Annotated in this window: 21 protein-coding genes; 5 read left to right on the top strand and 16 right to left on the bottom strand. The window is 44.1% G+C overall.

The window, feature by feature from the left end:
- Window positions 1–134: 134 nt before the first annotated feature.
- On the bottom strand, window positions 135–467 hold the full coding sequence (locus tag AC3AQ9_RS11655; RefSeq protein WP_488307658.1) for a branched-chain amino acid transporter permease: 333 nt from the start codon (window positions 465–467) through the stop codon (window positions 135–137).
- Window positions 464–1,177 (bottom strand): azaleucine resistance protein AzlC, encoded by a 714-nt coding sequence (gene azlC / locus AC3AQ9_RS11650; protein WP_488307657.1) that lies wholly within the window; start codon window positions 1,175–1,177, stop codon window positions 464–466. Before azlC ends, AC3AQ9_RS11655 begins: the two co-directional genes overlap by 4 nt.
- Window positions 1,178–1,319: 142 nt before the next feature.
- On the opposite strand from azlC, the gene AC3AQ9_RS11645 reads away from it, so the two are divergent.
- Entirely contained in the window at window positions 1,320–2,708 is a 1,389-nt protein-coding gene (locus tag AC3AQ9_RS11645; RefSeq protein ID WP_488307656.1) for an aminotransferase-like domain-containing protein, read from the top strand.
- A gap of 152 nt (window positions 2,709–2,860) precedes the next feature.
- On the opposite strand, the gene AC3AQ9_RS11640 is transcribed toward AC3AQ9_RS11645, so the two are convergent.
- The 9 genes from AC3AQ9_RS11640 to AC3AQ9_RS11600 form a co-directional block, all read right to left on the bottom strand.
- Window positions 2,861–3,796, bottom strand: a complete 936-nt coding sequence (locus AC3AQ9_RS11640; RefSeq protein ID WP_488307655.1) for a ring-cleaving dioxygenase — start codon at window positions 3,794–3,796, stop codon at window positions 2,861–2,863.
- A gap of 99 nt (window positions 3,797–3,895) precedes the next feature.
- The gene (locus tag AC3AQ9_RS11635; protein WP_488307654.1) at window positions 3,896–4,294 is read right to left on the bottom strand and encodes a DoxX family protein; all 399 of its coding nucleotides are present in this window, start codon (window positions 4,292–4,294) and stop codon (window positions 3,896–3,898) included.
- 94 nt (window positions 4,295–4,388) lie between these two features.
- Window positions 4,389–4,997: an alpha/beta hydrolase gene (locus AC3AQ9_RS11630; RefSeq protein ID WP_488307653.1), complete on the bottom strand. Its 609-nt coding sequence runs from the start codon at window positions 4,995–4,997 to the stop codon at window positions 4,389–4,391.
- A gap of 20 nt (window positions 4,998–5,017) precedes the next feature.
- Window positions 5,018–5,623 (bottom strand): flavin reductase family protein, encoded by a 606-nt coding sequence (locus AC3AQ9_RS11625; protein WP_488307652.1) that lies wholly within the window; start codon window positions 5,621–5,623, stop codon window positions 5,018–5,020.
- 46 nt (window positions 5,624–5,669) lie between these two features.
- A complete protein-coding gene (locus AC3AQ9_RS11620) occupies window positions 5,670–6,611 on the bottom strand; it encodes a ring-cleaving dioxygenase (protein ID WP_488307651.1) in 942 nt (313 codons plus the stop codon).
- Window positions 6,612–6,809: 198 nt separating this feature from the next.
- Window positions 6,810–7,403: an NADPH-dependent FMN reductase gene (locus tag AC3AQ9_RS11615; RefSeq protein ID WP_488307650.1), complete on the bottom strand. Its 594-nt coding sequence runs from the start codon at window positions 7,401–7,403 to the stop codon at window positions 6,810–6,812.
- 112 nt (window positions 7,404–7,515) lie between these two features.
- On the bottom strand, window positions 7,516–7,950 hold the full coding sequence (locus AC3AQ9_RS11610) for a MarR family winged helix-turn-helix transcriptional regulator (RefSeq protein WP_488307649.1): 435 nt from the start codon (window positions 7,948–7,950) through the stop codon (window positions 7,516–7,518).
- A 491-nt stretch (window positions 7,951–8,441) separates the two neighbouring features.
- Complete coding sequence (locus AC3AQ9_RS11605; RefSeq protein ID WP_488307648.1) at window positions 8,442–8,822, bottom strand: VOC family protein; 381 nt, start codon at window positions 8,820–8,822, stop codon at window positions 8,442–8,444.
- A 152-nt stretch (window positions 8,823–8,974) separates the two neighbouring features.
- The gene (locus AC3AQ9_RS11600; RefSeq protein WP_488307647.1) at window positions 8,975–10,495 is read right to left on the bottom strand and encodes a malate:quinone oxidoreductase; all 1,521 of its coding nucleotides are present in this window, start codon (window positions 10,493–10,495) and stop codon (window positions 8,975–8,977) included.
- Window positions 10,496–10,956: 461 nt separating this feature from the next.
- On the opposite strand from AC3AQ9_RS11600, the gene AC3AQ9_RS11595 reads away from it, so the two are divergent.
- Together AC3AQ9_RS11595 and AC3AQ9_RS11590 are read left to right on the top strand one after the other, a co-directional pair.
- Entirely contained in the window at window positions 10,957–11,670 is a 714-nt protein-coding gene (locus AC3AQ9_RS11595) for a DUF4386 domain-containing protein (protein WP_488307646.1), read from the top strand.
- A gap of 37 nt (window positions 11,671–11,707) precedes the next feature.
- Window positions 11,708–12,079 (top strand): VOC family protein, encoded by a 372-nt coding sequence (locus tag AC3AQ9_RS11590; RefSeq protein ID WP_488307645.1) that lies wholly within the window; start codon window positions 11,708–11,710, stop codon window positions 12,077–12,079.
- Window positions 12,080–12,191: 112 nt separating this feature from the next.
- On the opposite strand, the gene AC3AQ9_RS11585 is transcribed toward AC3AQ9_RS11590, so the two are convergent.
- Complete coding sequence (locus AC3AQ9_RS11585; RefSeq protein WP_488307644.1) at window positions 12,192–12,686, bottom strand: LURP-one-related/scramblase family protein; 495 nt, start codon at window positions 12,684–12,686, stop codon at window positions 12,192–12,194.
- Between the two features lie 236 nt (window positions 12,687–12,922).
- Here AC3AQ9_RS11585 and codA point away from each other — a divergent pair, with 236 nt between their 5' ends.
- Entirely contained in the window at window positions 12,923–14,182 is a 1,260-nt protein-coding gene (codA, locus tag AC3AQ9_RS11580; protein WP_488307643.1) for a cytosine deaminase, read from the top strand.
- Between the two features lie 774 nt (window positions 14,183–14,956).
- Here the strand turns inward: codA and AC3AQ9_RS11575 are convergent.
- Window positions 14,957–15,895 carry a phosphotransferase family protein gene (locus AC3AQ9_RS11575; protein WP_488307642.1) on the bottom strand — a complete coding sequence of 313 codons (939 nt, stop codon included), beginning with the start codon at window positions 15,893–15,895 and terminating at the stop codon, window positions 14,957–14,959.
- Between the two features lie 176 nt (window positions 15,896–16,071).
- Between AC3AQ9_RS11575 and AC3AQ9_RS11570 the strand changes: the two genes are divergently transcribed.
- Complete coding sequence (locus tag AC3AQ9_RS11570; RefSeq protein WP_488307641.1) at window positions 16,072–16,641, top strand: YdeI/OmpD-associated family protein; 570 nt, start codon at window positions 16,072–16,074, stop codon at window positions 16,639–16,641.
- Between the two features lie 95 nt (window positions 16,642–16,736).
- Here the strand turns inward: AC3AQ9_RS11570 and AC3AQ9_RS11565 are convergent, their stop codons facing one another.
- The 3 genes from AC3AQ9_RS11565 to AC3AQ9_RS11555 all read right to left on the bottom strand — a co-directional run bounded on the left by AC3AQ9_RS11565 (window position 16,737) and on the right by AC3AQ9_RS11555 (window position 20,594).
- Entirely contained in the window at window positions 16,737–18,059 is a 1,323-nt protein-coding gene (locus AC3AQ9_RS11565) for a gluconate:H+ symporter (protein WP_488307640.1), read from the bottom strand.
- Between the two features lie 114 nt (window positions 18,060–18,173).
- Window positions 18,174–19,010: a class II fructose-bisphosphate aldolase gene (locus tag AC3AQ9_RS11560; protein WP_488307639.1), complete on the bottom strand. Its 837-nt coding sequence runs from the start codon at window positions 19,008–19,010 to the stop codon at window positions 18,174–18,176.
- A 138-nt stretch (window positions 19,011–19,148) separates the two neighbouring features.
- Entirely contained in the window at window positions 19,149–20,594 is a 1,446-nt protein-coding gene (locus AC3AQ9_RS11555) for a four-carbon acid sugar kinase family protein (RefSeq protein ID WP_488307638.1), read from the bottom strand.
- Window positions 20,595–20,596 lie beyond the last annotated feature (2 nt).

Genomic DNA, 20,596 nt, shown 5'->3' with positions numbered 1-20,596 from the left:
AAGAGACAAGATTAAACTACCGTCTCGTTTCTTCCTCCTATTTTTACTTTTATGCTGTTCATGAATATGCTGTTCATTTACTTTCTTTTCACGATTGCCAGCTCTTTTTCGGATAAATAGTCTATGTAATCACCTTAAAATACCGTTTGCACCAAAAGCATATAGACGATGGTCCCTCCTGCAATCGATAAAAGCATCTGCCTCTTCCAAACATGCAGCACCACTACGACAGCAATTGCAAGAAATTCTGGAATGCCCCGGTTTCCCGAAAACAGATTGACATCCTTCAGGCAGTAAATGACCAAAAGGCCAATGACAGCCGCAGGCAGGACATTCCCTAAATACTGAACATACTTCGGCGTCGCTTTGTTTGCCGGAAAAATGAGAAAGGGAAGAAAGCGCGTGAGCATGGTGCCGATAATCACCATCGCAATCGTTACCACTTGCTGCGTCAAAGTCATCGTCATGCTGCCACCTCCACTTTCTTCTCCATTGGTCTTCTAAATACGGTAAGGATCCCGAGAATCGCCAGCATTGCCGGAATGATGAAATTGGTTCCTCCAAATACTGCAAGGCAAGCAGCTGAAAGCCCAAGCCCCGTTAAGGCACTTGCGTACTTTTTTCCTATCATCAACTGTTCTATAAAAATCACTACAAAAAGTGCGGTCATGACAAACTCTAAACCTTCGGTGTTAAACACGACCAATGAACCGAAAACGCCGCCAATCGTTGCGCCGAGCACCCAGTAGAAATGATTGAGTAGAGTCACAAAAAAGAAAAACCAGCCTTTATCTACATCTTTTGGAACCTTCGCTGAATAATTGATCGAAAAAGATTCATCGCAAAGTCCGAAGATTAAATACCAGCGCTTGTTCCCCACTCCCTTGAATTTGTCCAGCATCGAAATACCGTAAAACAAATGCCGGGCATTCACCATAAGTGTCAGAAAAAGGGCATTGATCGGGTTGAAGGCGAGAAGCAATAAATTTGCTGCTACAAATTCCATCGATCCGGCAAATATCAAGAAACTCATCAAAATTGGGTAAATGGCATGGAACCCCAATGAATTCATGAAGATGCCGTAAGCGATTCCTAAGAAAAGAAATCCCGCAAAAATAGGGACGGTATGTGGAAATGCCGCTTTAAATGCCAATTGTATATGAGGATATCTTTTCATGATTTCACGTCCTTACAATAAATTCTCCTTCAGTTATAGCACATAAAAAACATACAATGAACGAAATAATTGTATGGATTACAATATTCCCAAGTGTCGAAAGTGTTATAATTATAAGAAATCAATCTGTAAGGAGATTCGCATGCCCATCAATTCATTTGATCAATACCCCATGTCCTGGAAACCAGATAAGCAAGCACTGAAACGCCCCATCTTTTCCTCGCTTGCCTCTTTGCTGGAACAGGACATTGCCAATGGATTTTTAGCTCCTGGCTCCAAATTGCCTCCTCAGCGGGAATTGGCCGACTTTCTGGATTTGAACTTCACTACCATTACCCGCGCTTATAAAGTGTGTGAAAGAAAAGGCTTGATCTATGCCATCACCGGAAGCGGAACTTTTGTCGCTCCGAATGCGGCACGGTCCATCACCATTTCAGCGGATCATACATCCAACCGCATCGAGCTGGGGTTTGTCGCCTCTTTTGAGCAGACCAATGCCAGCGTAACGGATGCCCTTCAGAAAGCAGCGAAGAAAAACTATGTGGAACAATTGCTGAATTATAATGATCCGACGGGAATGCCCCATCAAAAAACAGCGGCGCTCAATTGGATGGAGCCGTTCGGCATCTATTCGGACCCGGATCATGTTGCCGTCGTTTCAGGAGCCCAAAATGCTTTAGCGGTTACGCTACTGGCTTTGTTCGAACCGGGCAATCGAATCGCCACTGACTTATATACGTATTCAAATTTCATTGAATTGGCGAAAATGTTTCATATCCAATTAGTTCCCATTCTTGGAGACGAGTTTGGGATGCTGCCCGGGGAACTGGAAAAACAATGCAGCCAAATCACTATTCATGGTATTTTCCTGATGCCTTCCTGCAGCAACCCGACCACTATTATGATTCCGGATTTTCGCAAGCAGGAATTGGCCGATATCATCCGTAAACACCGATTAATCTTGATTGAAGATGACATCCACGCCTTTCTTACAGCAGGCATCATCACCGATTACCAGCAGCCGATGTTCAGTTTACTGCCAGAGCAAACCGTCTATATTTGTGGCACCTCTAAGTCCATCTGTTCCGGCTTGCGCGTTGCCTACATGGTTTTTGGTGATGGCATGTGCGATAAAATCTCACAGGCGATTTTCAATATCAATGTAAAAACTTCTTCTTTTGACACAGAGGTCATCACCGAACTGATCTTATCAGGAAAAGCGCAGGAAATTGTTTTACAAAAGAAAAAACTTGCCGAACAGGCGAATGAATTGTATTTCAGCTATTTTCCTTCTGCTGAAAACACCGGACATCCGCTTAGTTTTTACCGCTGGCTTCAAATGGATGAAAACATCGGAAATGGCGAAGTAGAAGCCGAGATGGAAAAGCACGGCATCCGGGTATTTCATTCGGACCGCTTTTTAAGCGGACAAGCCACTTCAAATAGGTACTTGCGTATTGCGCTTTCTTCGACTAATTCTTTGGATGAACTGGAGACGGGCCTAAAAATTATCAAACAGCTTCTCGACTAAAACGTATTTTAAATCTAAAAAGGAAGGACAAAGGAGCTGCTCCTTTGTCCTTCCTTTTATTTCAATGTGATTCTCTTTGGCGTCTTTTAAAGAAAGTAAAAGAACCGATGCTGTATAAGTAAAGAATTAACCAGTTATCAAACCTGAATTTTTCAATCCAGCGAACGGACTTGGATCGGAATCAGCGCCTCCACCAATTGTTCGCGGCGAGTTTCGTACTGTTCAGGCAACATCAAGTTTTCACCCATGGTTTCCAATGTTTCATCATGCGCAAAACCTGGTGGGTCAGTCGCAATTTCAAACAGGATTTCTCCGTGTTCCCGGAAGTAAAGCGCGTTGAAATAATTGCGGTCTTTTACTTCTGTGACTCCGTAACCGTGGTTCCGGACATGTTCCTGCCAGTCCAGTTGGTCCTGGTCGTCTTCTGCACGCCACGCAATGTGGTGCACCGTTCCGACGCCCATTTGTCCCCGGCCAAGCGGTGTCCGTTTTACATCGATGATATTCCCGATATCGCTATACGAACGGAAACGCATCAAGTCACCTTCTTCTCCGACTTTTTCCAGCCCCATGACTTCTTCCAGGGTCTTCGCCGTTTGTTCGGGGCGCGAGGAAAGCAGCGTTGCACCGCCAAATCCTTTGATGGCAACGGCCGGCGTAATACCGCCGAACGTCCAAGTATTTAGTTCCCCGCCCTCTCTTTCGACCAGTTCCAATTGCAAACCGTGGGGATCTTCAAACGTTACGTAGCTTTCTCCGAAACGTGCTTCTTTCGCAAACGGGATGTTAAATCCTTTCAGCCGCTCTTCCCAGAAGGGCAACGCACCTGTTGGGACCATATAAGAAGTCACGCCGACTTGTCCGGCCCCGATTTTTCCTTGGTAGGCATTTGCCCATGGGAAGAACGTGATGATGGTTCCCGGTTTTCCGCCGCCATCACCGAAATACAAATGGTACGTCCCCGGATCATCAAAGTTGACCGTTTTCTTGACCATACGCAAGCCCAGTACGCATGCATAAAAATCGACGTTTTCTTGCGGATGGCCGACAATTGCTGTAATGTGGTGAATTCCAGCTGTTTTTTTCATTTTATTTCCTCCTTTTTTAAAAATATTTATAAGATACGTTTTCAATGATATTTTCATTATTTCTTCAATGTCTTAGACTAAAGAGCAATATCTATCCAATTAGAACAAAAGTGCGTCAAGCGCATATTGGCCAGGGCCAGTCAATGCCAGACCGATCACGACCGCCAAAATCACTAAGTTGTATTCGTAGCCGTTCGCCGTAGACCATAAGCCATTCGGCAGATGCACTTTGACAATGGCCATCACCATGGTTGCTGCAATCAATAGCGCAGCCAGCGGTGTCAAGAAACCGATTGCCAATAACAGCCCGCCGACCAATTCGGAGAGTCCTGCTGTGAGCGCCATCGTCTTGCCCGGTTTCAACCCAAGCGACTCCATCCAGCCTCCGGTCCCTGCTAATCCATATCCTCCAAACCAGCCAAATAACTTTTGAGCTCCATGAGCCGCAAACAACAACCCGATCACCAAACGGATGATCAATAAACCTGTATCCATCATGTTCTTTTTCCTCCAATTTTTTTAATTATCTTCGCTGTGAAATGCTTCGCCATTAATTTTAATTTTGCTCTGCCTTGCGTTTCTTCTATAAAACTTAGTATTTTTGCTGATACCATTGTCTTGCAGCTTCCACTTCACTGCCGGTCAGCTGGTGGCCATGGCTTTCCCAATGGACGTCAACCGATGCCTGTGCCGCTTCGAGCATTTCTTGAAGTTCTTCCGCTTCCCGGACCGGGCAAATTGGATCGTTAGTGCCGGCAGCGATTAAGACTTGCTTGCCCGTAAGGTCCGGAAGCTCAATTCCGCGTCTTGGCACCATCGGATGGTGCAGGATGGCACCGTTCAGCGCATCCTTAAAGTGATACAACAGGCTGGCTGCAATATTCGCTCCATTCGAATAGCCGATGGCGACAATGTTCGAGCGGTTGAATTCATATTTCACCGCAGCTTCATCCAAAAAATCATTCAATTCTTTTGTACGGAACACCAAATCCTCTTCATCGAATACGCCTTCACTCAAACGCCGGAAGAAACGGGGCATGCCGTGTTCGGAGACATTCCCTCTTACGCTGAGTACGGATGCCTCTGCATCAATCATTGGTGCCAGTGACAATAACGACTGCTCGTTTCCGCCCGTTCCGTGCAACAGCAGGAAGACCGGTTTTTCGGGGTTAAATCCTTTTTTGAATATATGTTCCATCATTTATTCCTTCTTTCTTCTTTTTATTTGGGTCGCTCGATCGAAAAGATCTCACCGATGGCGGCGTAATTCGCTCCTGCCAACCGGCTGACGGCATCTAATCCTCGGGGGTCGATGCGGCCGTTTTCGTAAATGGCTTCATCCACATGGAACTGGACTATTTCACCGATAAACAAGTCGCTGCCCGGTCCTTCGCCGCCAAGCGGCACCGCCTGCACCAGGCGGCATTCCATGCGGACTTTCGATTCCCGGACACCCGGAACTGAAATTTCCGTACTCGGCACCAATGTCAGATTGGCCATTTCCACTTCACTTTCCATCGGAGGCAGGGAAGCTGCGGTCTCGTTGATCTTGGCTACATTCTCACCGTCCACGATATGCACCACAAATTCGCCGTTATCGTAAATGTTCCGGGCTGTATCTTTCAGTTCGCCCGTCGGCCGTTGAATCGCTACGGATATCATCGGCGGGTTTGAGGAAACGATATTGAAATAGCTGAACGGTGCCCCGTTGACGACTCCTGACTCCGATTGGGTCGTGACAAAGGCAATTGGCCGCGGAATGATTGAGCCGATTAACAGCTTGTAATTGTCTCGTTCGGTATTTTGTTTTGAATTGATCGGAATCATAAGTTATTGCTCCTTTGCTAATAAATTTTCAATAATCGTTTCTTTTTTATTCAATCGGTTCTAAATTCGCTTCGATTTCAACACGGCTGGCTTCTAAAAACGGCGGCAAGTCGAGCTCTTTTCCCAACGATTCAATCGTCGAATCCACAGTGAATCCAGGACCATCCGTCGCCAGTTCAAATAAGATTCCGTTTTCCTCCCGGAAATATAAGCTTTCAAAATAATAGCGGTCGGTGATTTTCATGACTTGAAAACCAAAATCTTGAATTCGTTGGTGCCACTCTCTGAGTTCCACACCATCTTTCACGCGGATTGCCACATGGTGGACACTGCCTTTTCCCGGTTTTTCCTTCGGTCCATCTTGTTCGACAATGACAATTTCGCCAAATGCCTGCCCTTTCACCGATTGGTAGACGGCTGTATGGTCTTTTTGTAAAGCGAGTTCATAGCCGAACAAACCGGTTAAGGTATTCGCTAAGCTTTCCCGCGACCGCACCGTCATTTCCACTGCGCCCATTCCGAGAATCCGGTGTTCAGGTGAAACGATCGAATCTTCCCATGTCTGCCAGTAAGAAGGGACATCCGCCCCGTCATTATTCAATAGGATCAGCCGCAAGCCATCCCCATCTTCAAAAGGAAGGGCATCGCGGCCGGCATACTCGGTCAGTTCCCCGTGTTCCACACCCAGCAGTTCGAACCGTTTTTTCCAATACAGCAAGCTGTCATGGGAAGGAACAAGCAGGCCGATGCGTGTAATGGCATTGGTGCCGCGTTTCGTTTTGCCCGCCATCGGCATTTCAAAGAACGACAATTCGGTGCCAGGGCTGCCTGTCAGATCTCCGTAAAACAGATGGTACATGCGCGTATCTTCCTGATTGACCGTTTTCTTCACCCGGCGCAGCCCCAGCACTTTTTGGTAGAAATGATCGGTTTGCTGGCCTTTTTTGGTGATCATCGAAATATGATGGTGTCCTGCTATGTTCTTCATGGTGAACGCCCCGTTTCTTTTTTAAAAGTAAACCGATATAGAATGTTTAGCGTAAACTTTCAGCATAACCTTCAATTCATTTGAAGAAGTTCTGCTCAAAATTCCTTCTAAATCATCTGCTTTCTCTGTCCCTATATTTATATCAATGCACAACATGTGCCCACGCACATGTTGCGATTAATATAAGTAGATAAAATATTAGCGGATTGTTTTCAAGGCTGTTGCCCATGGGATAACCTGATCGAGCATCTGGTTGACCGAATCCGCCTGGACCGGAGCCGCTTTCAGCTCCGCGCCGTTTTCAAAATCCGTGAATAAAGATAATGCCGGATGGACGCGGACATCCGCTACCGACAATTCCCCGAGGATGCCGCGCAGATGCTCTGCTGCCCGCGCACCGCCGACCGAACCGTACGACACGATTCCAGCTGCTTTGTTGTTCCACTCTGCGCGCAGGTAATCGAGTGCGTTTTTCAGCGATCCCGTGATCGAGTGGTTGTATTCCTGAGCGATGAAGACGAATCCGTCTTGTGCTGCAACTGCTTGAGACCAAGCGGCTGCACCCGTAGCGTCGCCGCCGTTTTCGCCCAATAGCGGCAATTTATAATCCGCGATGTCGATGATCGTGTAGTTCGCGTCGCCGCGTTTGTCTGCCAGTTCTTTAACCCAGTTTCCGACCTGCGGGCTCAAGCGCCCTTCCCGTGTGGATCCCAAGATGATGCCGATGTTTAGTTTTGTCATAGTTTTTTCCTCCTCTTGTTGTGTACCGAATAATCTATTAAAAAATCCCATTTTATTCTTTCACCTCCTTAAAAGTTCTTTATTACTGCTCCATTTACATAGCATTTTAGCGATAAAAGCTTTTATAAAATATCTTTAATTCGAGATATATAATTAAAAAAGTTTAGGCGTTCTGTGCTTGATAGCCTACTTTTTTGACGGTTTCAATTAGAGCTTCCACTTCCGATTGGTCCATGCCTTGAAATACCTCATTGATTGCTTTCTCGTGCTCCGGGAATATGGCATCCATTAAGTGTCGGCCTTCCTTCGTAAGTTCCGCGAAAGTCACACGCCGGTCCTCGGGGCATGCTTTCCGAACGACGTACTTCTTTGCTTCCAGCTTGTCGATAACATAAGTGATGCTGCTGCTTGCAATCAATACCTTTTTCCCGATTAGCTGAATCGGCTGCCTTCCTTGGTGGTACAGCAGCTCTAATACCGAGAATTCGGTTGGATTCAACCCATATTGGGCAACATCTTTTTTAATAACCTCATGAAGGGCATCTGTTGCCCTCACTAGGACGGTCAAGGCTTTCAAGTTAAGATTCGGCAATTCCATTTGGTCCACCTCGTTTATCTTGAATTAGTTTATCTTTAATTCGAGATAATCATAACATGGCTATTTTGGACCGTCAATCTTTTTGATTAATTTATTGGACCTGCCAGTTTTATTTTAATGTAATTTTTTCTGTTTTTAAAAAACTAACGATGACGAAAGAATGAAATAGCTAACAAAAAAAGACCCTCATGAGGGTCTTTTCATCAACTTAAGTGAAATCTTAAAACCATTACGATCCAATTTCATTCTTAAAAGTATAGCTTCCCTTCAGTTAATGCCATCACCCGGGAAGACTTGCCTTTTTCATACGCGAAGTGTTGTAATTTTTCTTTCGATAAAATTCAGTATTGACTGCTTCCATATGAACAACGATGATTGTCGCATCTTTGTGCTAGCCTAAAGACATGAAAATGCTTTGCCGCTGTTTTGGCGATTAAAATTCAGGCATTTGCTCAGCTTTTAACAAATTGAGTAAATGCCTGAACCCCTTTTCACTTACTTTTCTCCATCACGGCAAAGTAATTTTCTTCACTATCGGCGAAGTTGAAAACTTTCCCTGAAGGCATTTCAACAATTTCCCCGACGGTGATATTTTGCCCTGACAGCTTGCTGTACAATTGATCGAGATTTTCTGTGAAGAACATTATAGAAGGAGTACCCAGATTCAATTCGGGTGACATTTGAGCGATTAGTTCTTTGTTGTGCAGAACAATTGTGGTTTCAGCGCCGTTTTCCGGTGCGATTTCTATCCATCTCATTTCTCCGTTGCTTTCATCAGAAATCACTTCAAACCCTACTTTTTCTGTCCAGAATCTGACTGCCTCGTCCTGATTGTTTACATACAGCATAATTTGGCCGACTTGTTTGATCATTTATGTTCCTCCCTTGTCTATTCCTTATATTGTTTTCACATCGATGTAACTTGAATATTAAAACAATTCTCCTCATATTTCAATGTGAATTTGCTTTAGCAGCAACCAAAAAGAACCTTCATTCCAGTAAGGATTGAAGGTTCTTTGTTTGGTTATTTGCTTAATACTTTTTCTTTGGCCATAGAAGCAAGTTCTTCGTTTAATTGAAGCGCCTCGGCTGTAGAAGTATGGATGTCCCGGAGAAGCTCCGGATTTCCCATTAAAGATAAGCCGTAAGAAGGAATCATTTCTTTGATTTTCGGCTCCCAGTCTTTGACTTGTTCAGGGAAGCATTTTTCGAAAATCTCAAGCATTGCATGGACAGCTGTTGAAGCACCAGGAGATGCTCCCAGTAATGCAGCGATTGAGCCGTCAGCAGCTGTTACGATTTCCGTACCAAACTGCAGGGTCCCTTTGCCTTTGTCAGTATCTTTGATGACCTGTACACGCTGGCCGGCAACTACGACATCCCAATCTTCAACTTTGGCAGTCGGGATGAACTCACGCAGTTCTTCTACGCGTTTTTCATTTGACAGCATAACTTGCTGAACGAGGTATTTTGTCAATGACATTTCTTTCGCCCCTGCAGCAAGCATAGTGAAAACGTTGTTCGGTTTTACAGATCCAAGCAAGTCCATATTTGAACCTGTTTTAAGGAACTTCGGCGAGAATCCGGCAAATGGTCCAAACAGCAATGACTTTTTATTGTCTATAAAGCGTGTATCCAAATGCGGCACAGACATTGGCGGAGCGCCAAGTTTCGCTTTGCCGTATACTTTCGCGTGGTGCTGTTCAACGATTTCCGGATCTTTGCAGACAAGGAATAACCCGCTTACCGGGAATCCTCCGATATGCTTCGATTCCGGAATGCCTGTTTTTTGAAGCAATGGCAGACTTCCGCCGCCGCCGCCGATAAACACGAAGTCAGCACTATGGTATTCAATTTTATTGTTGGCCGTATCTTGCACTTTAACTTCCCATTTATTGTCGCCAGAGCGTTTGATGTCTTTAACATTGTGGTTGTAGTTAATGTCGACACTCTGCTCTTTCAAGTGTTCAAACAGCATCTTGGTTAAAGCACCAAAGTTTACATCAGTCCCTGAGTCGATTTTTGTTGCGGCAATTGGCTCATCTACTGTGCGGCCTTCCATAATTAACGGGATCCATTCTTTCAATTTTTCTGGGTTATCGGAATACTCCATCCCGTGGAATAACGGATTTTTAGAAAGCGCTTCAAAACGTTTGCTTAAGAAGTTTACATTATCTTCCCCTTGCACCAAACTCATATGCGGGAGAGACATGATAAAATCTTGGGGGTTGCTGATTCGTTTGTTTTTTACAAGAAAAGACCAGAACTGTCTTGAAAGCTGGAATTGTTCATTGATATTAATCGCTTTTTTGATTTCTACAGTGCCGTCAGCTTGCTCCGGTGTATAGTTAAGCTCACACAGTGCAGCGTGTCCGGTTCCAGCATTGTTCCATTCGTTGGAACTTTCTGCTCCGGCTTGCTCAAGCTTTTCAAACACTTTGATATTCCATTCCGGTGCCACTTCTTTAATCATTGCCCCTAAAGTCGCACTCATGACTCCAGCACCGATCAAGATGATGTCTTTCTTATTCTGTAGGTTGCCCATTATACCCTTCCTTTTCTACTCTTTTGTTGGCAGATAGGATGTAAACGCTCCAGTTCGGATTTCTTGATTGAACCAGGACGCGGTCTAAAAAAACACCTTTTCTGTCTTTATCCTAACTATATCACAGTGTACAGCTATAATTTACGCATTCAAACATATAATATTATAAGCTATTTAAAGGAAAAAGTCCGTATCTAAGACTTAAAAAAACAGAAAAGTCACTCCCAAACTCCTGCTTTTTGTAAAGTCCGGACGATGGTTTCTAGTTTCTAAGAACTCATTCTTTCATTATCGGATCAAAGGTGATTTTAACGCATACTATATTTCCAATTGATTGCTTCAACAATCTGCGTTAAAATCTCTTTTTGAATTATTTTTTTGAATTTTCCGTCAAATTGTATAGCTAATTAAATTCCAAAAGGTAAAATGGAGTTGAATTCATTAATCAAAGGAGGGAAAAGATGTTCTCAAACAAAAGAGCGGCAAAAATCATAGGCGTGCTGTTTTTACTTGCGGCTGTTTCAGCGGTAGTAGGGGTTCTTTTATACAATCCGATTTTGAACAATCCCGATTACCTGGTTGAAGGTTCCAGACAAGCCAATCAAGTGGCATTAGGAGCGCTGATGGAATTGATCCTGGTTATCTCAGCGGTTGGTACGGCAACGACCATGTTTCCATTTTTAAGAAAGTATAACGAAACGATAGCGTTGTGGCATGTGTGCTTCCGGTTTCTTGAAGCGGTCGTCATTACGATCGGATTGATCAGTGTATTGGCTTTACTGACTTTGAGCCAGGCATTTATAGCAGCAGGTTCTCCGGATACCGCCTCTTTTGAAGCTGCCGGAACATCTTTGATCGCCATCCATGACTGGACATTCATGCTTGGGCCGCTTTTCTTTTTAGGCGTCAACACCATCATGTACAGTTATATCTTTTATCAAACGAAGCTCGTACCCAGGTTTATCTCCATCTTAGGTATAATAGGAGCAATATGTGTTTTTGTTTGTGCCTTGTTAGTGATGTTCGATGTCTTTGAACAAGTTTCTCTTTGGGGCGGCATTCTGGCATTGCCGGTTGCCGCTACTGAAATGACCTTGGCTGTGTGGCTCATTGCCAAAGGTTTCAATGAAACGGCACTCGCTACCATGTCCGCAAAAAAGAACGCATTTTCTTAAACGAAATGCAGTCATTAAATGAAACGGAGGCAATTCTATGCAATTGGGTAATTTTTCAGTCAGCCTGAACGTGAATGATATCCACGCATCAAAAGATTTTTATGAAAAGCTTGAATTCGAGGTATTCGGCGGCGACATCGACCAGAACTGGCTTATTATGAAAAACGGCCAGACGGTTATTGGGTTATTCCAAGGGATGTTTGAAAAGAACCTCCTGACTTTCAATCCGGGATGGGACGAAAATGCGCAGAACCTTGATGTTTTTACTGACATCCGTGACCTTCAGAAAAAGTTGAAGGCAAACGGTGTAAATTTTGCCAGTGAAGCCGATGAAACCACTCAAGGGCCCGCCAGCTTTATGATCGAAGACCCTGACGGAAATCCGATTTTATTTGATCAGCACCGCTAAGGATGAGAAAAAAGGACGGTTCACGCACTGCATTAGCAGCATGTGAGCCGTCCTTTTATTTTTCTCCACTACTTTTTGGTGCAAATTCCATATTGGATCAGCTGCCTTTCTTTTACGTCGAAGCTGCTGCAGCGGAAGCTTGATCCGCCTTTACGCAATCAATGGCGACGACCAATGCAATAATGATGGTTTCCATTTCTTCATCCAATACTTGAACCTGATAACTATCGCCCCACGTGAACCATTCCTTGCTCACTTGGCCGACCACTTCGCCATGCCGCAATATTTGGAAATCCATATCCCACCAGTTTCCTTGCACTTCAATCCCGGCTGCATCAATCCTGTAACGCGCTTTGAAGAATGAAAACTCCTTCTCAATCGTTACCACCTCTTGGCCGTTCACTTCTACAAAAAACTTCGGCAATAAACTAAACGTCTTTTTAGTAATAAGCGCAACTTCATTCCTGGTTGTATTCATAATGGAAAACGTCTTCGGAATTTGCATAAAACTGCCTTCCACGTAGTAAACGTCCTGCTCCTGCTGATTCTTCACCGTAAATTTTCCGCTTAGGCTAAATACCTTCTGTTTTATATAAAGCTGCTCCATCGTGGACCTCCTTTATTGAATTGGGTGTAAGAAAGAATTTTGTTTGTTAATTAAATTATTGATTTTCCTTATTTATATTCCACAAATCAACTGAAATGCCTTCTTAGCACCGAAGAGGTAATTTAAATTAGCCAAAGAGGGTCCCTCCTGCACATAGCCCTGAATTTTGTTAAGATGCTGATGAGGCAACAAATTATTTACTGCTCCAAAAAATTTTACGAAAGGATGGTTTTAACGTGTTATTAAAAAATGCGAAACTTTATGGCCAAGAAGGCAAATGGAATATCGACATCCAAGCTGGCCAAATCAAAGCAATTACAAAGGAAGCGAACACTCAGGAGTCAACTAATGGCCAAGTCATCGACTTGAACGGAAAAATCGTGCTGCCTCCTTATGTAGAGCCGCATATTCATCTGGACTATGTGCTTACGGCCGGAACTCCAAGATGGAGCAAATCAGGTTCTGTTTTCGAAGGAATTGAAATTTGGTCTGAGCGAAAGCAAATTGTCAGTGAAACAAAAGATGATATCAAAAAGCGTGCCTTGAAAGCGATTCAGATGCAGCTGAAACATGGCATTCAGCATGTACGGACGCACGTTGATGTCAGCGACCCGACGCTAAAAGGCTTAGAAGCCTTATTGGAAGTAAAAGAAGAAATCAAACCTTGGATGGATTTGCAGATTGTGGCCCTTCCTCAAGAAGGCTTATACACCAAACCGGATGGCGAAGAACTGCTTATTAAAGCCATCGAAATGGGTGCCGATGTCGTTGGCGGAATCCCTCATTATGAGTTGACCCGTGAAGACGGTGTCCGGTCGGTGTTTAAGGCGCTTGAATTGGCCGTCAAATACGACAAATTGGTCGATATTCACTGTGATGAAATTGATGATGACCAATCAAGGTATTTGGAAGTGCTCGCAGGTGAAGCCTTGAAACTGGGCATTGGGCATCGTGTCACAGCAAGCCATACGACCGCCATGGCTTCTTACAGCAATGCCTATACGTATAAATTGTTCCAAACTTTGAAAAAGGCCAATATCAACTTTGTGGCATTGCCAAAAGCCAATTTGCATTTACAAGGAAGATTCGACAATCATCCAATCCGCCGCGGATTAACAAGAGTGAAAGAAATGGTAGCAGAAGACATCAATATCTGTTTTGGCCTTGATTCAATCATGGATCCTTGGTATCCGCTTGGAGACGGCAACTTGATGTCGGTCGTTGACACCGGTTTGCACGCTTGCCATATGACCGATCACGCCCATATCGTCAAGGCGCTTGATCTCATCACAATAAACGGCGCTAAAACCTTGGGAATGACTGAAGGCTATGGCGTCAAAGAAGGCCATCAAGCGAACCTGATTGTCATCGATTCGGAATCCGAATACGAAGCGATTCGGACTCAGGCTCCTGTGCTTTACTCAATTCGGAACGGCGAAGTTATCGTTGAAACAAAACCGGCTGTAACGACGATGAATGTTCCGTTTTTCTCATAAAAAATCTTGAATAGATAAAAATAAGAAAGAGGGGCCGATTTTTATGGCCCCTCTTTCTTCAGGCTGTCGAGAAAGTTGAAATTTGTATTAGGAATCATCCCTTAACCGATATTCCAGCAAACAGCTCCGCTTGCCGCGGGCGAGCGCCAAGCCGCTTCGTCGCTACGCTGCCCCGCAGGCAAGACATTGGCCGTCGCCTGCGAGGACAAGTCTTTGCGACGAAGTGCGCAGCACTGCAGGAGCAGTACGGTTTTCTTCGCTGTTTGGCTCCATATCTAGAGAGCAGGTAAAAACAATAGAGAACTTATTCAAGCAGTCACTATTGCAGAGAACTGCTAAAGATAAGAAACCGAATCTTAATGTAGCGAAAGGCGGTGAAGGGCAAAGATGTGCTCCTGCAGCGCCAGGCGCTTCGTCGCAAACGAACCGTGCAAAAGTATTTTTGCACGATTCGCTTCCTGCGGAATCAGCGCGAGCTGAAGGCCCCGCAGGAAAGGCATTGGCCGAAACCTGTGAGGCCAAGTCTTTGCGACGAAGCTAGCGCAGCGATGCAGGAGCAGTGTTTTCAGCGACGAGGAGACTGAAGCCGCGCCCGCGGAAAGCGTCCGCCCTGGAGCGCAATGATAAAAGAGCATAGGAATTTCTCGACTCTAAAAAAGAGAGGACGATTTTGCGCCTCCTCTTTTTTGTTTACTTTCCACTTACCGTAGTGCTCTTTCCCTTTTCATTGACTTGATATACAGAAAACAAACAGTATTTATTTACCATTCCCAGCTAAAAATCATCATTAAAAACTACAGGCGCGATGCCTAATTTGCCGCAAATTCTCTTCGTATCTTGATAATGCTGCTCTGATGGATCTGCATATTCCAAACACCAAAGCAATTGAAGCAATAATCTGCGCTGCGGGTAATCCACCGGAATAGGGTTGATGGTTTGGTATTCCTCAAAAAAGCCTTCCCCCACCATTCCTCTCCATAATTCCAAGCGGGCTAAATCTGACTCAAATCCACCTGCCCAAGCGCTATCAAAATCAACAATAGCTGCCAATTGCCATTTTCCGTCGCGATTTGTTAAAAGGATATTTCCAGGATTCAGATCTTCATGTGTTAATCGCGGCGAGCTGATTTCATTAAATAGCTCTTCATTTTGCTGTAAAAGCGACAAAAACACTTCTTGATGGCGCGGATTCCTGATACGCAGTGTTGCTCGCTCTGATAAAGCGGAAGCATAATTGGTTTCTAGGGCAATGACTTCTCCTTTGCTGCCGATTTCTCCAAAAGAGTTGTATCGAATGCTGTGAATCTGGGCGACTGCACGGCCAAAATCTCGATAAACCGCTCGGAACTCTTTCGGAGCCACCTGCTTTTTAACCTCTGGCCACAACTGCCCCTCAACATGCGCCATCAGCAGGTAACGATACGGAACAGTTTCATACGACATACCAAATGCAATTGCTTCATACGTCGGAATCATCGACTGTTTCCGGACTTGCTGGTTAATCGCAAAGGTTCGGTCAAAAGGGCTCGATATGGGAGCAGTCGATCCCGCCAGTTTAATCACCACCCGTTGAGATGGATTGGAAAGCGTCAGGTCTGCAACGAAATAATCCGTTTTTCTTAAGAGAACTTTGTATTCACGGAGCTGGCAGCGTTGACCAAAATGCCGTTGGATAATCTTTCTGCAGCTGGATATCTCCTTTTCAACTTTCATCCTATGCCTCCTGCCTATAGAATTCACTTATAATCAGGCGCAATTTATTACCTGAACCTTAAAAATCCCTTTCACTGCCAGGCAGTTCTAAGGCATTCTCATTCAGTATTTCTACCAAACTATTCAAGGGGTTATACTAAGGGCAACTATTCCATTTAGAAAGGAGACGTTGAAGAATGGACATCGAGAATTTAATCCGGGTTAAGACCAGACGGGAACTAAGGGATTGGTTTGAAGAAAATTCAAAGACAGAAAAGTTTTGCTGGGTAATAGTCAGTATGACTGAACAACCCGGAGTCATCCAGTATTTAGATGCCGTTGAAGAGGCGTTGTGCTTTGGCTGGATTGACAGCACAAAGAAGAGAATATCAGATACAGAAGTAGCTCAAAGGCTTTCTCCGCGGAAGAAAAACAGCAACTTCACAGAATTAAACAAAGAGCGGGTACGGAGATTAGATAAATTAGGCTTGATGAAAGAAGAAGGGCTGAGGATTCTCCCTGATATGCGGCCCGAATCTTTTACTATAGACAAAGAAATCGAAGCTCGCCTAAAAGAAGACGATCAAGTTTATCAAAACTTCCTCAATTTTCCGGAATTGTACAAGAAGATTCGGATTGATGCTATCCAAAGTTATAAAAATGAACCGGATGTTTTCCACAGAAAACTGGATAAGTTCATTGAAAATACGAGAAAAAATAAAATGTACGGCCAGTGGAATGATAATGGCCGTTTGATTAATTATTAACGAATGGAAATGTTTATTAAAACAAAATGCAAATTAAACCACACAAAAAAAAGCCAGCTTAATTTAATAAGCTGGCCTTCCCATTTCCAATCTTTTTATCCTACAAAAAGATCCAAAATCAATACACCGGCAAGGCCGACGACTGAAATTATAGTCACCATTACAGACCAAGTTTTAAGCGTTTGCCCGATGGTCAGGTTAAAGTATTCTTTGTAAATCCAAAACCCTGCATCATTCACATGAGAGAAGGTGATACTTCCCGCACCAGCAGCTAACACCATTAGTTCCGGACTTGCTCCTGTCGCCGCGATAAGAGGCGCTACGATTCCCGCAGCGGTCATTCCGGCCACTGTTGCAGAACCTACCGCAACCCTTAGGATAGCAGCGATGAGCCAAGTAAGAATCAACGGAGATAATGTCGATCCTATCATAATGTCAGAAATGTATTGATCAATATGGCTGTCGATTAATACTTGCTTGAACGCACCGCCTGCAGCGATGATAAGCAGAATCAAGGCAATTCCACTGACTGCCTCTGCCAGAGATTTCATGACGTCTTCCATTTTTTTGCCCCGGTTGAGGCCAAAAGTAAAGAAGGCAATAAGAACAGAGATCAGTAAGGCGACGTTCGGATTACCGATGAAATCGAAGAACGGCATAACTGACGACTCTGGCCAAAAGATTTCTACAATTACTTGTGATGCAATCAGGATTACAGGCATCAACGAAGTAATAATACTTGTTGCAAATCCTGGCATTTCTTCTTCTGTAAATTCTTTCGGATTAAATAATCCTTTTGGAATTTCAACTTCCAAATCCTCTTTCTTAAACAACTTCGTAAATAGAGGTCCGGCAATAATAATTGCAGGAATCGCAATAATGATTCCCAAGATTAATGTCTGACCGATATTTGCATCAAATACACTCGCTATTGCCGTTGGCCCAGGGTGCGGCGGAACAAAGCCATGCATTGTGATAAGGGCGGCAATTACCGGCATCCCCACATACAAAATAGGTACACCCGCAGCAGCGGCAATTGTAAATACGAGTGGAATCAGAACGACAACACCAGTTTCGAAAAAGAGGGCAATCCCTGTAACAGATGCCGTTAAAACGGCAGCCAGTTGAACTCTGTCCTTCCCAAATACCCGAATAAGTGTTGTGGCAATTCTTTGAGCTCCACCCGAATCTGTCATTAACTTACCGAGTATTGCACCAAAGATGATGATCATGGTTAGACTGCCAAGCGTACTGCCTAAACCGCTTTGGACAGATGCCATAGCGTCAATCGGGGACATTCCTTCCAGTATACCTACAACTAAAGCGACAAGAATTAAAGCGATAAAGGCGTTCAATTTGAAAACCATCATCAATACGAGCAATAGGGCAACCCCTATCATAATTGAAACTATCGGCATATTATTTACTCCTTTTAGAAAGCCATCAGCGAAACAATGGCAAAGATTGGATATCATAGGACTTCAAGTGTCTGCAATCTAGCAAGGCGGAAACTTTGCCCGCCCATACTAATATTATTTTCCAGAAAACAACTTAACAAATTTCGTCATGACAGGCTCCATAGACTGCTGCATACCTTCCATCACAGAAGAGAGATGAGCGATTTCCTTGCTTTCAAAATACTTTTGCAGATGGGTAACGGCAGCCACGGATACTTCGGTATTGACATTGATTTTGCCTATCCCCAATTGTATGGCTTGTCTAATTTTTTCTTCAGGTGTTCCTGAACCCCCATGAAGGACAAGTGGAATGTCCACAACTTGCCGGATTCTGTCCAACAGGTCGAGGTCGATTTTCGGTTCTCCTTTATACATGCCATGCACCGTTCCAATAGCAGCAGCTAAAAAGTCTACGCCTGTTTCTTCAACAAATTTCTTTGCGGTTTCCGGGTCCGTAAGTGTCCCATCGCCTTCTTCTTCATCAGAGAAGGCCCCTTTCGCTAAAGAACCAATTTCAGCTTCCACTGATACACCCGCCATATGGGCAATTTCTACAATCTCTTTTGTCAGGCGCATATTTTTTTCGATGTCAAAGGCTGAACCATCAAACATGACTGATGAAAATCCACAGCGGATCGCCCGGATGATTGATTGCTTCTCGTAAGCGTGATCCAAATGAAGGGAAACCGGCACACTCGCTTTTTCTGCCATTGCCCTTACCATTGCTGCAAATCCTTCCACATCTACTGTCGGGAAGTATCGTTCCCCTAAAGCGATGATTACGGGCTGGTTTTCCTTTTCAGCCACTTTTATCGCTGCTTGAACCGTTTCTAAGCTATATACGTTAAATGCTGCAACGCCGTATTTTCCTTTTTGTGCATCCAGTAAAATATCTTTTGTATTCGCTAACATGATGAGCTCCTTAGTTTATATGTAATGGGGTGACAATTGTATTCGTTTTCAAAACTTTTTCCGTTTTGTATACGGCTGTCCCCTTAATTAGGATGCAGCCGTTTACGAATGAAATTTTAACGGATCCTGGTAATCCCCTTATTTCTCCAATAATTCAACGGTTTCTTTAAGGGTCGTTTTGGCTCCTACATTTCCAGGGAAGATGATATAGGAAATACCTGGGAATTTGCTTTCTTCTCCAGTAAACCAAACAGGGATGCCCGGCTTAATCTGCCCAGCAACAGTTGCTCTTTTTACTTGAAGGCCTTTTGTTCCGATATCACTTGAAGTAATGCCGCCTTTCGCAACAATATAGCTTGGTCTTACGCTCAAGGTTTGAACGATGCTGGTCACGGCGTCAGAGATTCTGACCGACAGCATAAGTTCCTCTTCTTTTTTGCCTTCGCCAAGATCCATTCTTTCCCGTTTTGTATAAACGGCTACTGTTTTACCTGAACGGATAAGGTTTTCACATGTTTCAATGACCCGTTTGGTTTCAGCTTTAAACTGTTCCGGATCCAATACGAGATGGACATTAAACTCGATAAACTCAATAAAATCACATTTCTTCAATTCCTCAAGCTGCTCCGTTGTCTTTTTAACGTGAGAACCCACAATTATCAGGCCGCCGTTGCCAGACTCTTCCTTGATCAGCTCTTCTCTCGTAAGCAATCCTTTATCACTGACTCCTCCGATTACTTTGGTAAGAGCAGCTGCGCTTCTGAACATGAAATGTTTGCCGGCTTTCATCGCCTTGATGAGTGCAATGGTGAAAATTTCGATATCGACGTAGTCTACCGCGTTAACGATGACTTTGTTAAAATCACTGACTTCCAGCAATTGTTCGGCAATCTTATCGACTTCAAGCGCTCTTAAGCTTTCAAGTGAGATATAAGTAGCATTTTCAGCTTTGAATTTGCCATTTGATTTTTCCTCGGCCCATTCACCTAAATGAGATTTCGTATAGCCGAACGTCCGGTCTTTCGCAAATTCCGTTTCTCCAGCCGGCACCAAATGGTCTTCATTCTGCACATAGTGGATGTTGTCGACAGTGAAACGGCCGCCTTCTTTAAAGAATGGAACAATTACTTCTCCGTCAAACTTGAGGTTTGAACCGGATTCGACGGTTTCTTTCAATACCTCTGTTTCGAGCGGGTAATGGCCACGCAAAGTCGAGTCTCCGCGGCTGATGATGATAAAATCTTTGCCGTGCTTTTTTGCTGCTTCCAATGCATTTTCAGCAATTTCTTTATGTGCTTTTTCTGTTTCAGCTGCTGTGAACCCGCGGGAGTTGGTCAAGATGAAAAACATTGCATTTTGCTCTGCGAAACCTTTTTCAATACTGTCTACCGACCAATCCGTGTATACGGAGATGTTATGAACGGTTTGTACACCAGTAGGATCATCATCAAGCACGATGATTTTTTTATTCAGATTAGCCAGTTCGCTTTTCAGCATTTCCGTTACAGCATTTCTGTCCACTTCCGGAATTCCCTTGAAAACATCGTCAACTAATCTTGTATCCGTACTTTTAATCACGCTCATTT

This window comes from Planococcus sp. VCh962, from assembly GCF_057748275.1.
Note: the sequence above shows the minus strand (reverse complement) of the source record. Positions and strands in the feature narration are given on the sequence as shown.

Coding starts and splice junctions, on each gene's coding strand:
- AC3AQ9_RS11630 (WP_488307653.1), bottom strand. CDS start 4,997: ATGATGGAACATATATTCAAAAAAGGATTTAACCCCGAAAAACCGGTC.
- AC3AQ9_RS11645 (WP_488307656.1), top strand. CDS start 1,320: ATGCCCATCAATTCATTTGATCAATACCCCATGTCCTGGAAACCAGAT.
- AC3AQ9_RS11640 (WP_488307655.1), bottom strand. CDS start 3,796: ATGAAAAAAACAGCTGGAATTCACCACATTACAGCAATTGTCGGCCAT.
- AC3AQ9_RS11555 (WP_488307638.1), bottom strand. CDS start 20,594: ATGAGCGTGATTAAAAGTACGGATACAAGATTAGTTGACGATGTTTTC.
- AC3AQ9_RS11615 (WP_488307650.1), bottom strand. CDS start 7,403: ATGGGATTTTTTAATAGATTATTCGGTACACAACAAGAGGAGGAAAAA.
- AC3AQ9_RS11620 (WP_488307651.1), bottom strand. CDS start 6,611: ATGAAGAACATAGCAGGACACCATCATATTTCGATGATCACCAAAAAA.
- AC3AQ9_RS11560 (WP_488307639.1), bottom strand. CDS start 19,010: ATGTTAGCGAATACAAAAGATATTTTACTGGATGCACAAAAAGGAAAA.
- AC3AQ9_RS11605 (WP_488307648.1), bottom strand. CDS start 8,822: ATGATCAAACAAGTCGGCCAAATTATGCTGTATGTAAACAATCAGGAC.
- AC3AQ9_RS11595 (WP_488307646.1), top strand. CDS start 10,957: ATGTTCTCAAACAAAAGAGCGGCAAAAATCATAGGCGTGCTGTTTTTA.
- AC3AQ9_RS11590 (WP_488307645.1), top strand. CDS start 11,708: ATGCAATTGGGTAATTTTTCAGTCAGCCTGAACGTGAATGATATCCAC.
- AC3AQ9_RS11600 (WP_488307647.1), bottom strand. CDS start 10,495: ATGGGCAACCTACAGAATAAGAAAGACATCATCTTGATCGGTGCTGGA.
- AC3AQ9_RS11625 (WP_488307652.1), bottom strand. CDS start 5,623: ATGATTCCGATCAATTCAAAACAAAATACCGAACGAGACAATTACAAG.
- AC3AQ9_RS11575 (WP_488307642.1), bottom strand. CDS start 15,895: ATGAAAGTTGAAAAGGAGATATCCAGCTGCAGAAAGATTATCCAACGG.
- azlC (WP_488307657.1), bottom strand. CDS start 1,177: ATGAAAAGATATCCTCATATACAATTGGCATTTAAAGCGGCATTTCCA.
- AC3AQ9_RS11635 (WP_488307654.1), bottom strand. CDS start 4,294: ATGATGGATACAGGTTTATTGATCATCCGTTTGGTGATCGGGTTGTTG.
- AC3AQ9_RS11655 (WP_488307658.1), bottom strand. CDS start 467: ATGACGATGACTTTGACGCAGCAAGTGGTAACGATTGCGATGGTGATT.
- AC3AQ9_RS11570 (WP_488307641.1), top strand. CDS start 16,072: ATGGACATCGAGAATTTAATCCGGGTTAAGACCAGACGGGAACTAAGG.
- AC3AQ9_RS11565 (WP_488307640.1), bottom strand. CDS start 18,059: ATGCCGATAGTTTCAATTATGATAGGGGTTGCCCTATTGCTCGTATTG.
- AC3AQ9_RS11610 (WP_488307649.1), bottom strand. CDS start 7,950: ATGGAATTGCCGAATCTTAACTTGAAAGCCTTGACCGTCCTAGTGAGG.
- AC3AQ9_RS11585 (WP_488307644.1), bottom strand. CDS start 12,686: ATGGAGCAGCTTTATATAAAACAGAAGGTATTTAGCCTAAGCGGAAAA.